The 14,078-nt window shown below is 70.4% G+C and carries 13 protein-coding genes; 11 read left to right on the forward strand and 2 right to left on the reverse strand.

Annotation, left to right across the window (positions count from 1 at the left end; genetic code table 11):
* Nucleotides 1–110: 110 nt before the first annotated feature.
* On the reverse strand, nucleotides 111–638 hold the full coding sequence (locus ACFVH2_RS20220) for an alternate-type signal peptide domain-containing protein (RefSeq protein ID WP_378425143.1): 528 nt from the start codon (nucleotides 636–638) through the stop codon (nucleotides 111–113).
* A 554-nt stretch (nucleotides 639–1,192) separates the two neighbouring features.
* On the opposite strand from ACFVH2_RS20220, the gene ACFVH2_RS20225 reads away from it, so the two are divergent.
* The 8 genes from ACFVH2_RS20225 (at nucleotide 1,193) to ACFVH2_RS20260 (ending at nucleotide 8,957) form a co-directional block, all read left to right on the forward strand.
* Nucleotides 1,193–1,885 carry a response regulator transcription factor gene (locus tag ACFVH2_RS20225; protein ID WP_378425141.1) on the forward strand — a complete coding sequence of 231 codons (693 nt, stop codon included), beginning with the start codon at nucleotides 1,193–1,195 and terminating at the stop codon, nucleotides 1,883–1,885.
* Complete coding sequence (locus tag ACFVH2_RS20230; RefSeq protein WP_378425140.1) at nucleotides 1,882–3,075, forward strand: sensor histidine kinase; 1,194 nt, start codon at nucleotides 1,882–1,884, stop codon at nucleotides 3,073–3,075. Before ACFVH2_RS20225 ends, ACFVH2_RS20230 begins: the two co-directional genes overlap by 4 nt.
* Nucleotides 3,072–4,139 carry a hypothetical protein gene (locus ACFVH2_RS20235; RefSeq protein ID WP_378425138.1) on the forward strand — a complete coding sequence of 356 codons (1,068 nt, stop codon included), beginning with the start codon at nucleotides 3,072–3,074 and terminating at the stop codon, nucleotides 4,137–4,139. The genes ACFVH2_RS20230 and ACFVH2_RS20235 overlap by 4 nt, the downstream gene beginning before the upstream one ends.
* 136 nt (nucleotides 4,140–4,275) lie before the next feature.
* Nucleotides 4,276–4,590, forward strand: coding sequence for a response regulator transcription factor (locus ACFVH2_RS20240; RefSeq protein WP_378425136.1), 315 nt, complete (start codon nucleotides 4,276–4,278; stop codon nucleotides 4,588–4,590).
* A gap of 25 nt (nucleotides 4,591–4,615) precedes the next feature.
* Nucleotides 4,616–5,803, forward strand: coding sequence for a sensor histidine kinase (locus ACFVH2_RS20245; RefSeq protein WP_378425134.1), 1,188 nt, complete (start codon nucleotides 4,616–4,618; stop codon nucleotides 5,801–5,803).
* The gene (locus tag ACFVH2_RS20250; RefSeq protein WP_378425132.1) at nucleotides 5,800–6,897 is read left to right on the forward strand and encodes a hypothetical protein; all 1,098 of its coding nucleotides are present in this window, start codon (nucleotides 5,800–5,802) and stop codon (nucleotides 6,895–6,897) included. The genes ACFVH2_RS20245 and ACFVH2_RS20250 overlap by 4 nt, the downstream gene beginning before the upstream one ends.
* 140 nt (nucleotides 6,898–7,037) lie before the next feature.
* Nucleotides 7,038–8,231 (forward strand): insoluble domain protein, encoded by a 1,194-nt coding sequence (locus ACFVH2_RS20255; RefSeq protein WP_378425130.1) that lies wholly within the window; start codon nucleotides 7,038–7,040, stop codon nucleotides 8,229–8,231.
* A 33-nt stretch (nucleotides 8,232–8,264) separates the two neighbouring features.
* Nucleotides 8,265–8,957 carry a hypothetical protein gene (locus tag ACFVH2_RS20260; protein ID WP_378425128.1) on the forward strand — a complete coding sequence of 231 codons (693 nt, stop codon included), beginning with the start codon at nucleotides 8,265–8,267 and terminating at the stop codon, nucleotides 8,955–8,957.
* Nucleotides 8,958–9,039: 82 nt separating this feature from the next.
* Here ACFVH2_RS20260 and ACFVH2_RS20265 read toward each other — a convergent pair whose 3' ends face one another.
* Nucleotides 9,040–9,891 (reverse strand): response regulator transcription factor, encoded by an 852-nt coding sequence (locus ACFVH2_RS20265; protein WP_378425126.1) that lies wholly within the window; start codon nucleotides 9,889–9,891, stop codon nucleotides 9,040–9,042.
* Between the two features lie 93 nt (nucleotides 9,892–9,984).
* On the opposite strand from ACFVH2_RS20265, the gene ACFVH2_RS20270 reads away from it, so the two are divergent.
* From ACFVH2_RS20270 to ACFVH2_RS20280, 3 genes are all read left to right on the forward strand, one after another.
* The gene (locus ACFVH2_RS20270) at nucleotides 9,985–11,604 is read left to right on the forward strand and encodes a long-chain-fatty-acid--CoA ligase (RefSeq protein WP_378425124.1); all 1,620 of its coding nucleotides are present in this window, start codon (nucleotides 9,985–9,987) and stop codon (nucleotides 11,602–11,604) included.
* Between the two features lie 51 nt (nucleotides 11,605–11,655).
* Nucleotides 11,656–12,504 (forward strand): 3-hydroxybutyryl-CoA dehydrogenase, encoded by an 849-nt coding sequence (locus ACFVH2_RS20275; RefSeq protein WP_378425283.1) that lies wholly within the window; start codon nucleotides 11,656–11,658, stop codon nucleotides 12,502–12,504.
* 85 nt (nucleotides 12,505–12,589) lie between these two features.
* The gene (locus ACFVH2_RS20280) at nucleotides 12,590–14,047 is read left to right on the forward strand and encodes a DHA2 family efflux MFS transporter permease subunit (protein WP_378425122.1); all 1,458 of its coding nucleotides are present in this window, start codon (nucleotides 12,590–12,592) and stop codon (nucleotides 14,045–14,047) included.
* The last annotated feature ends 31 nt before the right edge of the window (nucleotides 14,048–14,078 follow it).

The raw sequence follows: 14,078 nt of genomic DNA on the forward strand, positions 1-14,078 counted from the left end.
TTGGCTTCAAAGGGTTTTCGTGGACGCAGGCCGAACGAACCCGATCGGGGGTTAGGTCGTTCGGCCGGCGTCCACGAAGCTCGCCGCAGTGCAGCGAGCGGTTCGGGCGACTAGTCCTGCGTCAGGTTGACGTTGAAGTTGGCCAGGCTGACGCTCTGTCCCTGCGCAGTGGTACCTGCGGTGGCGGAATTGAACGTGAAGACCGCATTCACCGCGACCGTCTTCCCATCCTGCGCGGTGGTGATGGCGGCGCCCGAACCGTTCGACGGCAGTGCAACACCATCGACGGTCGCGGTGACGGTCGGGTTCAGTGCAGCCTTCAGGTCGGCGTCGCCGGTGATCGAGTTGGCATCGGCCTTCAGCGTCGCGTGCAGGTTGTTACCCTTCGCGCCCACGAGGAAGGTGGCGTCGTAGGTGACGACATCGCCGGGAACGGCCTTGAACGTGGTGATGTCGATGGCGGTGCCGTTCGCCTTCCACGCACCCGCTGTGCCCTGCGAGAGCGAGAGAGTACCGGAGCTGACGGCTCCGCCGCCGACGGTCTGGGAGGAGTTCCACGCGGCCATGGTGCCCGCACCACCGGCAAGGAGAAGTGCGGCCGCGCCGGCGGCGATGGCGCCCTTGGTCTGCTTGTTCATGTGCTCAGCTTTCGTCGGACCCCCGATCGGGGGGTCGAGGACAGTACGGGAGATCGGATCGGGTTACGTGCGCCCAGGTCGGGTGGGCTCGGTTTCGTACATCCGTGCTCTGTTCAAGTCGCGACGTCGTAACTGGCGTCCATCAAGCCTGCGCCCATGGCCGGATTCCGGTTCGCGATTGGAAGTGTTTATCACAGCCGAGGGACGCGATCGTGCGTTTTCTGGTCAAACGTTCAAATGATCTTGGTCGCCTGTCCAGTTGCCCCTTCATCCTTCGCCTCCCTAACGGCGACACCATCGCCTACCAGCGGATATTTGTTACATCAGATACCAAACCCATGTCCCTCATTCGGCAGATACCGACTTCCGGATTCATGCCGTAGCGTCGATTCACCGCGCCTCGATACCGATTTCGGCCATCCGCCGTCCGACGAGTCGGCCCGTCCTAGAATCGTCTCGATTCATCCGAATTTCGCCGTCCGAGTCGACTGTTGCGGTTTGCTGCAGACTTCCCGAACGGAACGGCGATGTGCATGGCGTGCGAGGACTCACAGATGACAGAAGACGCGGCGAACACTGACGACCGATCCGACACAGGCCCCCGCCGGATCGGCATCGTCGAGGACCACGAATCTGTGGTGATCGGACTCGAGACGATGCTCGCCGACCAGCCCGACCTCGAGATCGCCGCCTCGGCGGCGACCGTGCCGGAACTGCTCGCACAGGCCGCCCCCATGGACCTGGTCATTCTGGACCTGCGACTGTCGGACGGGTCGTCACCCAAGTCGAACGTCGAGCAGCTGCGCGACGCCGGCCTCGAGACCCTCGTGTTCACCGGCGCGGAGAACCCCTACCTCGTTCGACTCGCCGCCAAGGCCGGGGTGCTCGGAGTGCTGCGCAAGTCCGAGCCCAGCGCCACCGTCGTGGCGGCGATCACCGCGGCCGCACGCGGCGAGCAGGTCGTCACCACGGAATGGGCCGCCGCGATCGACGGCGACCCCGGACTGCTCGATGTCGGGCTCAGCCCACGACAGCGAGATGTGCTGGCGCTCTATGCATCCGGAGAGAAAGCCGCTCGAGTTGCCAGCCTCACCGGACTGGCCCCGCACACCGTCAACGACTACCTCGCGCGCATCCGTGCGAAGTACGCGGAGGCGGGCAGGCCCGCACGCACCAAGACCGACCTGTACAAGCGCGCCGTGGAGGACGGCTGGCTGCCGGTCCCTCAGCACCCCGACCACGGATGACGGCAGGGGCCGTCGCGGTCGGGACCCGCCGCGAGGCCACCGACCGGATCCTGCGGGTGTTCGCGCGCTTCACCAGCGTCGGGTACGTCTTCTACCTTCTCCTCCTGTTGCCCTCGATTCTCGGTCAGGCCGAGCTGCTCGACTGGTGGTGGACCCCGCTCGCGGCGGCGGCGGTGTTCGGATCGGGACTTGCATTCGGTGCGGCCACGATCGCCGTCGACACCCGTGCGCTGCGCGTCGCGGGGGCGGTCGCCGCGGTCGCCTATCTGGTCGCGATCGCGACCTGGCCGCTGGCGTGGAACGGCCCGCCGTTGATGAACGGCCAGGGCGTGTGGCTGTCCACGTTCCCGGGAGTGGCGAGCCTCGCCGCGGTCGCCGCCTGGCGACCCGCGATTGCGTTCGGGTACATGGTGATCGCCTGCGCCGGAGCACAACTCATGAACTACGTGGCCCGCGACCCGGCCATGACCAGTCCGCTGATTCCCGACATCGCCTTCGCGATCATGTACTGCACGTTGTTCGTCGGTGCGGCCGTGATGGCACTGCACACCGGCCGACTGCTCGACGAGACCACCGACGCAACCCACCGTGCCGCCGCCTCGGCAGCAGCCCGACGCGCGCGCGCCGTCGAGCGGGAACGGTTCGACGCCCTCATCCACGACGGCGTCATGTCGACCCTGCTGTCGGCCTCCCGGCTGGGCGCGACGGCGAGTGTCAGCAGGCAGGCGACGATCACCATGCGGCAACTGGACGCGCTCCGAACGGGCACCGGTCTGCACGAACGCTTCGACAGCGCCGAAATCCTCACGCACCTTCGGACCGCCGCGACGGAAGTAGACGAGAACGTCGTCCTGAAGGTCAATCGCAGGCAGCACTCCGACGCGTTGACCATGCCCGCCGAGGCCACCCGCGCCGTCGGAGCCGCTCTGGCGGAGGCGCTACGCAACAGCATCAGGCACGCCGGCGACGACGCGGACCGGGCCGTCGAGGTCGCGATGACCCCCGACCTCCTGTCCGTCCGGGTCTCCGACAACGGGAAGGGGTTCGATCCGCGAACGGTTCCTCCGCACCGGCTCGGCGTCGCGGTCAGCATCGTCGGACGCATGCGGCAACTGCCGGGCGGTTCGGCGCGAATCGACTCCCGCCCCTCCGAGGGCACCCGGGTGCACCTGACCTGGAGCGGGCCGTGACGCGCCCCGACGTCGACCAGGACGTCCCGGACATGCTGGGGATGAAGAGCACCGCCGCGCGGATCATCGTCGGGTTCTATTCGCTGACCTACCTGATGATCGCGATCGTCTCCCACCAGGGCATCGAGAGCTTCGGGCCGGTACTGGTCGCCGTGCTGATCGTGAGCCTGGGCGCGATCACCCTGATCCGGGTACCCGGCGACCCGCTTCCCCTCTATCCGACGCTGGCGCTGACCGCGATCGGCCCGGTCGCGAGCGCCCTCGTGCTGGGCGAGCTACCCATCCCGATCGAGAATCCGATGCAGACCTGGCCGCTCAGCGCGGCCACGGCGATCCTCGCCTTCATGGGTGTGCGCGGACGGGCCGGCTTCGCCTGGCTGGGGATGGCCTCGATGATGACCACCTGCGCGGTGTGGTCGGCACTGACCGGGCAGGGCGTCGCTCACGGGCTCGCGATATCGGTGATCAACGTCGCCCCGTTGCTGATGGCGACCTTCTTCGGCTACACCATCCGCCCGTCGGCGAGCGCGATCTTCCGACTGCGCGAGCAGACCACCCGGCGGGTCGCCGCCGAGGCCGCGGACTCCGCCGTGCTCGAGGAACGCGACCGTCAGCTGGGCAGACTCGACGAACTGGCGAGGCCGCTGCTCGAGCGAATCGGCAGCGGCGCCGACCTCGACGAGGACGAGCGCCTCGCGTGCCGGTTGCTCGAGGCACATCTGCGCGACCTGCTGCGGGCCCCGGGCCTGTCCGATCCCGCGGTGGACCTGGCCGCCCGCGCCGCCCGCGGCCGCGGTGTCGAAGTGATCCTGCTCGACGACGGGGCTTTGGACGGCGCGGACGAGGCCACGCGCGACCGAGTCCTCGCGGCAGTCGCCGAGGAGCTGGCGGCGGTGCCCGACGGGGCGGTCACCGTTCGGGTCCTGCCGCCGGGCCGCACGTCGATGGCGACGGTCCTGGTGAACAGCGAGGACGGAGTCCGGCGCATGGAGTTCTGTCACAACGGTCACCCCGCGGCCACCGAGATCTCGGGGCAACCGCGCACCGAAGGGTCACAACGCTGAGCCTGCCCCTATTTCTACGGGCACGAAAGTGCTGTCTCGGCAATCGGCGAGTAAACCCCTACCGTTGCACTGCGAAGGGGACTCGTGACGCGGGGTCGGGCCCCCGTTTTCGGTCGTAGCCCCAGGGAGTACAGAAATGACTGCTGCACTGGACCAGTACCGCCATCGATCGGTCGCACCTGCGGTCCGACCGACGGCGCACGTCGCGCGACCGAATCCCCTGCGGAAGCCCTCCCTGTCGCCGCGCGAGATCGAGGTGCTGCTGCGGTGGCTGCGCTGCGACTCCAAGAACACCGTCGCCGCCGACCTGTTCCTGTCCATCGGCACGGTGAACACCCACCTGTCGCGCATCCGCGCGAAGTACAGCCAGGTCGGCAGGTCGGCCCCGACGAAGGCCGCGCTCGTCGCCCGTGCGGTGCAGGACGGGCTGATCTCGCTCGACGAGCTGTGAGCCACTCCCCGCCGGACCGGCACGAATGACCGGTCACGACTGCCAGGTAGGCGACGCAGAAGCGTGGGTCATCCGCACCTTCGCCCGCGTGCTCGGCAGCGGGGCCCTGTTCTTCTGCGTGGTGCTGATCCCCGTCGTCGTCGTCCAGTCCCGCGCACTGGCGCCGTGGTACACACTGCCTGCCGTCGTCATCGTCTTCGCTCCCCTTCTGGCCCTCTGGCCGGCCAGCTACGCCCCGGACCTGCGGTGGGTGCGCGCGTTCGCGTCGCTCGCCGCCGCGACGTATCTCGTCGCCATGGCCGGCTGGCTGCCCGCGCTGCAGGGGCACATCCCGGCTACCCGTGAGATATGGATGTCCGCGATCCCCGGGCTGGTGGGGATGGCGGCGGCGGCGTGCTGGCGTCCGGCCCCCGCCGTGCTGTATCTCGCGGTCAGTTCCGTGGGGGCGGAAGTGATCCGGCACGTCACCCGGGACGGCCCGACCAGCACCCTGCTGCCGGAGATCTTCAACGTCGTGATGACCAACAGCATGTTCGTCGTCGCGACCATCGCCGCAGTCCAGTCCGGACGCACCCTCGACCGCACCCGCGCCGCCGCGATGCGGCAGTCCGCGGCCGCCGCCGCCATCGCCGCGCGGGACGTCGAGCGCAAGCGCTTCGACGCGCTCATCCACGACAACGTCATGTCGACGCTGCTCGGAATCGCGCGGCACGGCAACACCGACCAGCTCGGCGCGCAATCGGGCGTCGCGCTCCGCGAACTCGACCGTCTGCGCGCCAGCGACGTCACCACCGAGGCCCTCGACGCGGACGCAGCGGTCGCCCTGATCCGCTCCGCGCTGATGGAGGTCGACCAGGACGGTGCCGTCGACGTCGACCTCCGAATCGCATCGCCCGTCACCATTCCTCGCGAAGCGTGTCGCGCGATCGCGTCCGCCGCCGCCGAGGCGCTCCGCAACAGCATGCAGCACGCGGACGGTGCGAACGGGACCGCCGACCGGATCGTCGCCGTCGACGTCGACACCGACGGCGTGCAGGTGCTGGTGGCAGACAACGGCCGGGGGTTCGACCCCGACCGGGTTCCGCCGTACGGGCTGGGGATCAGCGTGAACATTCGTGCGCGCATGGCGGCCGTGACCGGCGGCAGCGCCGAGATCCACTCCGCTCCCCACCGCGGAACCCGGGTCGTCCTGCGCTGGACGGCACCGTCGTGACCGGCACCGGGCCCCGCGACCTCCGAGACTTCCGCGACGCGCGCGTCCTGCTCGGCATGGACCGGCCCGCCGCGAAGGTGCTCGTCGCACTGTTCTGTCTCAGCTTCACCATCGCGGCGCTCACCAATCTCGAAGGGGTGCACCGCGTCTGGCCGACCGTCCTGGCCGCGGTGTTGGTCACCGCGGGGGCCGCCGTGATCATCCTCGTGCCGGGCGACCCCTTACCGACGGTGCACACCCTTGCGCTGACCGCGTTGGGCCCGATCGCATGCGTGCTGGTCCTGTGGCAGCTACCCGTGCCGGGCTGGACGCTGGACTCCGCCTGGCAGATCCGCGCGGTGACGGTGGTGCTGGTCTACATGTCGGTCCGCGGCCGCGCGGTGTACGCCTTCACCGGCGCGGCGCTGATGATCGTCACGAGCGGCGCCTGGGCCGACGCCACCGGGCAGGGCTGGGGCACCGGGATCCGACTGGCCTCGATCAACCTCGCCCCCGTCCTGATGTCGGTTTTCTTCGCCTACAGCATCCGGAAGGTCGGGTTCGCGGTGTCGCGGCTGCGCGAGCGGGAATCCGATCGAGCCACCGACGAGGCCATGACGCAGGCCATGCTGCGCGAACGCGACACCCAGCTCTCCCGGCTGGACCGCCTCGCCCGCCCGATCCTCCAGGCCTCCGCCGACGGGCACGAGTTCTCCCCGCGGGAACGCGAGGAGTGCGCGGTGCTGGAATCCCGGCTGCGCGACACCCTGCGGGCGCCGGTGTTCGCCTCGGACGAGGCGGTGTGCGCGGCGGCCGACTCGGCGCGGCGACGGGGCGCACGAGTCGTCCTGCTCGACGACGGCGGCCTCGCCGCCGCGTCCACCGAATCGGTCGCTCGGATCCGGTCCGGGCTGGTCGCCGAACTGGACGCGTGCGAGGACGGAACCCTCACCGCCCGCGCCCTACCCGCCGGCCGGGAGGTCCTGGCCACCATCGTCACCGAACTCGGAACCCAGGTCCGCCGCGTCGAGTACGACCGGTCCGGGCGGGTCAGCGTGACGGTGCGTTCCGACGACGATTCTCCCGAACCCGCTACACTCGCCGGTCGGGGGTAGACGCGGGGGGGATTTCAGCGGCTTTCGGCCGCAATCGCATCGACCAGGTCCACGGCGCCGACGGCGCACGTGGGTGGTCGCGCGTCTCGATACACACCCCCGCGACAGAACTGAACATGACAGCACCATCGGGGGGAACCATGGGGAAACACACGTTCACGAGTCGGCTGCGTCTCGCGGCCGAACGGGTGGCAGTTGCGGGCACGATTCCGCTCGCCATCGCCGTCGCGGGCGCCGGCACCGCGCTGGCCGCGCCGGTACAGCCCGGTGTGATGGCGGACGAGGCCGAACAGCCCGGCGTCGGCGAGTCCACGCCGGCGCCGGCGCCCGAGGTCGCGCCGCTGCCCGAACCGGCACCTGAGCCCGCCGAACCCCGTCAGTACTGGGTCGCGCCGCCGGTCGAGTACGACAACGTCCCGACCCGGGCCGTGCCCACCTACGACGAGGCCCCGGTCGCGCCCGCCGCCACCGCGCAGCTGCACCTGCCCGAGTCCGTCGCGCCCGTCGCCCCCATCGAGGCCCCGCGGGACATGCTGCGGCTCGGTGACTTCATCGCCGCGAAGCCGAACTGGCTCAGCAGGGACGACATGGACAAGACCAACAACACCGCGGCCGTGGCCGAGGCGCAGGTGTCCACGTTCTGGCGCTCGATCGGTGTCGAGGCCGCACGCTCGGACAAGGTCGCCGCGGCGACGATCGCCGGTGCAACGGCGGGTGGAGTCATCGGTGCGGTCGGTGCAGGGGTGCCCGCCGCGGTGGTCGGCGGGCTGATCGGCGGAACGATCGGTGGCAACATCGGGATGGGCATGGGCACCGTCGTGTGGCCGGGCGTCGGGACGGTCACCAACGGCGCAATCGGCACCGGTGTCGGCGCCGCAGCGGGCGCAGCCGCCGCCGGAATCCCCGTGGCCGCGGTCGCCGGCACCGTCGGCGCGGTCCTCGGTGGGGTGGCCGGCACCGCGTTCGGCGCGGGCGACACCAGCACCGAGCCGGCCGAGTTCGTGATCCCGGACGCCCCGGTCGTCGACCCGGCCGCGATCACCGCCGCCACCGGGGAGGCCGTGACGCGGGTCGAGACGGCGCCCGGCGGCCCCGAGGTCGTCGCGGTGGCGCGCACCGCCGCCGATGCCGCGCCGCAGCAACTGGCTCAGCTGACCGCGGACACGAACGCGCAGGTCGCCGTCGCCCGGGCCGCCGCGCTCGCGCACCCGGCCGGTGCGGATGCGGTGGCCCGGATCGAGACCGCGGGCGCCGACCTCGGTCGGGCCGTGCAGCCGGCCGCCGGTGCCGTCGCCGACGTCCTGAACGCCGTCCACGCCGGGCTAGCCCCCTGAGAACCCGCACGCGGGGTCCGGTGAGGAGACATCGTGGGTACCCGACCGTCGTCGCCGTACAGCAACGACGCCTGGATCGCCGCCGGCGACCAGCAGGCGTCGGTCGATGTCCCGATCCCGGATCCCGCGGCCGCCGAACGATCGAGTGACTGGCTCGCCCCGTCGCACGCGGCCGCAGACGATGCCGTCGAGCCCTTCGACGACCCGCCGCCGACGGACCGCGCGCCCCGTCGCCGACGCCGGGCGCTGGTCGCGGCGGTCGCCTTCGTCGTGCTCGCCGTGGCCAGCGGCACCGCCGTCTCCCTGATCCTGCATCGGGACCACAACCCGGAACCGGCTGCGGCCGTGGAGAGTCCGTGGTGCACGGGCCTGGCGGCGGGGGAACCCGCGGCCCTCGACTCCGCCGACGCGGGCGCAGCCACCATCGCCGCATTCGAGGACGCCTACTACCGGGCCCGCGACGGGGCCTTGGCCCGGACCTTCGTCGCGACCGGCGCCCGCGTCGGTTCGGCCGAGCAGATAACCACGGGAATCGCCCAGATCCCGCTCGGCACAACGCATTGCGTACTCGCCCGCAAGGCCGGGCCGGGCGCCTACGCGGTGGACCTGTTCGAGCGTCGCCCGGACGGCTCCGCCGAGCACTACCGGCAGACGATCATGACCTCGAACTCGGCGTCCTCCCCCACCGGCGAGGCGATCGCCGGCATCAGCGCCCGCGACGAATAGCCCACCCCGACCTCCCCGATGTCACAGTGGTTCGGCTCACGAAAATCAATGTGACATTGGGGAGGTCCGAGGGGGCGGGCGGCTACGGCAACAGCCCGCGCCGACGCGCCTCGAACACCGCCTCCTGACGGCTGCTCACCTCGAGCTTGCCCATCAGGTTTCGCATGTAGGTCTTGACGGTTTCCACACTGAGCGAGAGCCTCTCGGCGATCTCGGCGTTCCGGCAGCCGAGCGCCACGTGGGCGAGCACGTCCGACTCCCTGGGCGACAACACGATCGGTGGAGCGCCTGCGGTGCACGCGGTCAGCGAGCGCAGGGTCTTTTCGACCGACCGCAACTGCTCCGCCACCGACTCGTCACCGACCTGCTCCGCGAGCGCCCGCAGCGTCAGATAGCTCTCGGTGATCCGCTCCGACTCCGCCGTGCTGCGGCCGGGTCCGGTGGACTCGGCGGCGTTCGCGATCAGCCCGACCCTGCGGTCCACCTCGTCACGGATCTCGATCTCTCGGGCCAGCCGCTTCGCGGACGTCAGCACCGAGTCGGCCATCACGTCACCGATCGGACGCCGCGACCGCAGCCCGCCGTAGATCGCTGCGCGGGTCACCCCACGCACCACGACCGGCACGGACAGCAGCGACTCGATGCCCTCCCGCGCGACCTGTACGTCGTAGTCGTGGGTGATGTGGCTGGAATTGAAGTAGTCCGGGGCTGCCTCCGGCCGCTGTTCCGCGATCGCCCGACCGCCCAGCCCGCAGCGGGCGTCGATCGTCAGGCCGCGCAGAATCCGACTGCGGGTGCCCGCGAACCCCGACAACACCATCCGTCCGTTCGCCACAGATCCACCGAACAGGACCGGAAACGGCGTCGACGCGCGCAGTGCACGCAGCTCGCCGCGCAGCGCGTCCTCGTCGCTCGGTCTCAAGGTCTCGTTCATCGGCATACCCACTTCGTAGGGTAGCGGGCCGCTCGAGGTGGGCCATACCGTCGTCGGCGACCACCTGTAAGCCCCGTCACACGGAGTCGTCACATGCCCGCCGCACAGACCGCCAACCATTCCGAGCTGAGCCCGCTGCGTTTCCTCGAGCGCTCGGCGGCGGTGTTCCCCGACCGCACCGCGATCGTGCACGGCCACCGCCACTACACCTACCGCGAGTTCGGCGCGGAGGTCGAGCAGCTCGCCCATGCGCTGCGCGAGCGCATCGAACCCGGCGACCGGGTGGCCTTCCTCTCGCCGAACACCCCCGAACTGCTGATGGCGCACTTCGCGGTGCCGCTGGCCGGTGGCGTGCTGATCGCGCTGAACTCACGGCTGGCCGGGCCGGAACTCGAGTACATCCTCGACCACTCCGGCGCGGCCATCCTGTTCGTCGACGCGGAGTTCCTCGGCTCGGTCGCGACCGTGCGGGACCGGGTGCCCTCGGTGCGGGAGATCGTGGAGATCCCCGATTCGACGATCACGCTCGACGCGCCGGTCGCCGGGGTCGCGACCTCGGTCTACGACGACTTCCTGCGCACCGCCGACGCGGCGAACGCGGAGCCGCTGGTGTGGGGTGTCGCCGACGAGCAGCAGCCCATCGCGATCAACTACACCTCCGGCACCACCGGAAAGCCCAAGGGCGTCATGTACTCCCACCGCGGGGCGTACCTGAACTCGCTCGGCGAGACCTTCCACAACGGCTTCACCGGCGCGACGAAGTACCTGTGGACGCTGCCGATGTTCCACTGCAACGGCTGGTGCACCCCCTGGGCGGTCACCGCCGCGGGCGGCACCCACGTGTGCCTGCGCGCCGTGCGTGCCGACGCGGTCTGGGATGCCATCGACGACCTCGGCATCACCCATCTGTGCGGCGCCCCCACCGTCTGCTCGACCATCGCCGACGCCGACCGGGCGCATCCGCTGACCACCCCGCTGCGGATCACCACTGCCGGCGCGCCCCCGTCTCCCACGATCATCGGGCGGCTCGAGGCGCTCGGCGTCACCGTCGTCCACGTGTACGGGCTGACCGAGGTGTACGGGCCGTACACGATCTGCGAGCCGCAGGAGTCGTGGGTGGCGTTGGATCCGGCCGAGCGCGCGGTCCTGATCTCGCGGCAGGGCGTCGGGATGCTGCAGGCCGAGACGGCCCGGGTGGTGGATCCGCAGATGTGTGACCTGCCCGCCGACGGCGTGTCGATGGGCGAGATCGTCCTACGCGGCAACAACGTCATGCTCGGCTACTACCGAGACGAGAAGGCGACCGCCGAGGCGTTCGACCGCGGCTGGTTCCACACCGGCGACCTCGGCGTGATGCACCCGGACGGCTACATCCAGCTCAAGGACCGCGCCAAGGACATCGTCATCTCGGGCGGGGAGAACATCTCCACCGTCGAGGTGGAGCAGGCGATCATCTCCCATCCCGCGGTCGCGGACGTCGCGGTCATCGGCGTACCGGACGACAAGTGGGGTGAGCGTCCGAAGGCATTCGTGCTGCTCCGGCCGGGTGCGACCGTCGGTGCGGAGGAACTCGTCGACTACGCCCGCGGTCTGCTCGCGGGCTACAAGGTGCCGCGCGACATCGCCTTCGCGTCCGACCTCCCGCGCACGCCCACGGGGAAGATCCGCAAGAACGAGTTGCGGACCGCGACGAGCGTTGTTACCGGCACGTAGCAGAATGACCTCCCGAGACAAGACGACCGACACGGGTTTGGAGAGATGACAGTGGAGCTAGTCGGAGTGATCGGTGGCGGCACGATGGGTGCCGGCATCGCAGAGGTGTGTGCCAAGGCCGGAAGCTCGGTCCTCGTGCTCGAGACCAAGCAGGAGTTCGCGGATGCGGCCACCAAGCGGATCGCGTCGTCGATCTCCCGCGGCGTCGCGAAGGGCAAGATCACGCAGGAGGAGGCGGACGCCGCCATCGCCCGCGTGCGCGTCACCCTCGACATCGAGGAGTTCGCGGACCGCGACCTGGTCATCGAGGCCGCCCCGGAGATCGAGGCGCTCAAGTACGAGATCTTCGGCAAGCTCGACAAGATCGTCAAGCCGTCCGGCATCCTGGCGACCAACACCTCCTCGATCCCCGTCATCAAGGTCGCCGGCGCCACCTCGCGCCCCGACCGGGTGGTCGGCGTGCACTTCTTCAACCCGGTGCCGGTGATGCCGCTGGTCGAGATCATTTCGACCCTGGTGACCGCGCCCGAGACCGCCGCCGCCGTCACCGAGTACGCCAAGAACACCCTGCGCAAGACCACCGTGCAGGCGGGCGACCGGTCGGGCTTCATCGTCAACGCGCTGCTGATCCCGTACCTGTGCCAGGCCGTGCGGATGCTCGAGTCCGGCTACGCGACCGCCGAGGACATCGACGCGGCCATGAAGGGCGGCTGCGGTTACCCGATGGGCCCGCTGACGCTGCTCGACACCGTCGGCCTCGACATCGCGCTGGCCGCGTCGGAGTCGCTGTACGGCGAGTTCGCGGAGCCGCACTACGCCCCGCCGGCCCTGCTGCGCCGGATGGTCGACGCCGGTCGCCTCGGCAAGAAGACCGGCCGCGGCTTCTACGACTACAAGTAGGCGCTTCGCGCCTGTGCGCGGTTCACGAGTCCAGGCACTCGTCAACCGCGCACAGTGCGGCGCAGCCGCATGTAACCTGCGGTGCATGGACTCGCCCGCCGCGACGGTCCGCCTGCGCTCGGCCACCGGACGCTGGGTGCTGTTGGCGACCGTCCTGGGGTCGTCGATGGCGATGCTCGACTCGACCGTGGTCAACATCGCGCTCCCCCGGATCGGCGAGGACCTCGGTGCCACGGTCGCGGACCTGCAGTGGGTGCTCAGCGGCTACACCCTCGCCCTGGCGTCACTGATCCTGCTGGCGGGCGCGCTCGGCGATCGCCTCGGCCGCCGCAAGGTGTTCGTCTGGGGCACGGTCTGGTTCGCGGTCGCGTCGCTGCTGTGCGGCGTGGCGCCGAACATCGAACTGCTCATCGCCGCGCGCATCCTGCAGGGCGTCGGCGCGGCCCTGTTGACCCCCGGCAGTCTGGCGCTGCTCTCCGCGGCGATCGACCCCGACGACCGGGGCTCGGCGATCGGGCTGTGGTCCGGCCTGGGCGGGGTCGCCTCGGCCGCGGGGCCGCTGCTGGGCGGATGGCTGGTCGAGGCCGCGAGCTGGCGGGCGGTGTTCCTGCTCAACCTGCCGCTCGCGCTGGCCGTCGTGCTGGTGTCCGCGCGGCACGTCCCGGAGAGTCGGGATCCGCTCGCCCACGGCCGGCTCGATCTGCCGGGCGCGGCGCTGGCCGTCCTCGGCCTGGCCACCCTCACCTACGGCCTGATCGCCGCCCAGTGGGAGTGGGCGGTCGGCGGCGCGGTGCTGCTGGTCGCGTTCGTGCTGGTGGAGATCCGTTCCGAGAATCCGCTGGTCCCTCCGTCACTGTTCCGCTCCCGGGTGTTCACCGCGGCGAACCTGGTGACCCTGACCGTGTACGCGGCACTGGGCGGCGTGTTCTTCCTGCTGGTTCTGCAGCTGCAGCTCGCGGTGGGGTTCTCGCCGCTGGCGTCCGGGCTCGCCACGCTGCCGATCACCGTGCTGATGCTGTTGCTCTCGGCACGGGCCGGACGGTTCGCGCAACACCACGGCCCGAGACTGCCGATGACCGTGGGGCCGCTGATCGCGGCGGCCGGGCTGCTGTTGATGCTGCGGATCGGCCCCGGCTCCTCGTACGTGCAGGACGTGCTGCCCGCCGTCGTGGTGTTCGGCCTGGGCCTGTCCGCACTGGTGGCCCCGCTGACCGGCGCGGTGCTGGGCGCAGTGTCCACCGACCAGGCCGGTATCGCATCGGGCGTCAATAACGCCGTGGCCCGCACCAGCCAGCTGTTGGCGGTCGCGGCGCTGCCGGGACTGGCGGGCATCGCCGGCACGAACTACACCGACCCGCAGACGTTCTCGGACGGCTTCCACGTCGCAATGCTGATCTGTACGGGACTCCTGCTCGCCGGCGCCGCGATCGCGGCGGTGCTGATCCCCGCCGCGAAGCCCGTTGTGGAACACCCGGACTCGATCGAATGCCGCCCGCACTGCGACGTCGCCGCGCCGGTACTGGTCCCGGACGACCACCGCTGACCCCTTTCCAAACTGGCCGCGGGCTGGAAAC

Source organism: Rhodococcus sp. NPDC127527, assembly GCF_042672245.1.
In the GTDB taxonomy this organism is placed as follows: domain Bacteria; phylum Actinomycetota; class Actinomycetes; order Mycobacteriales; family Mycobacteriaceae; genus Rhodococcus_G.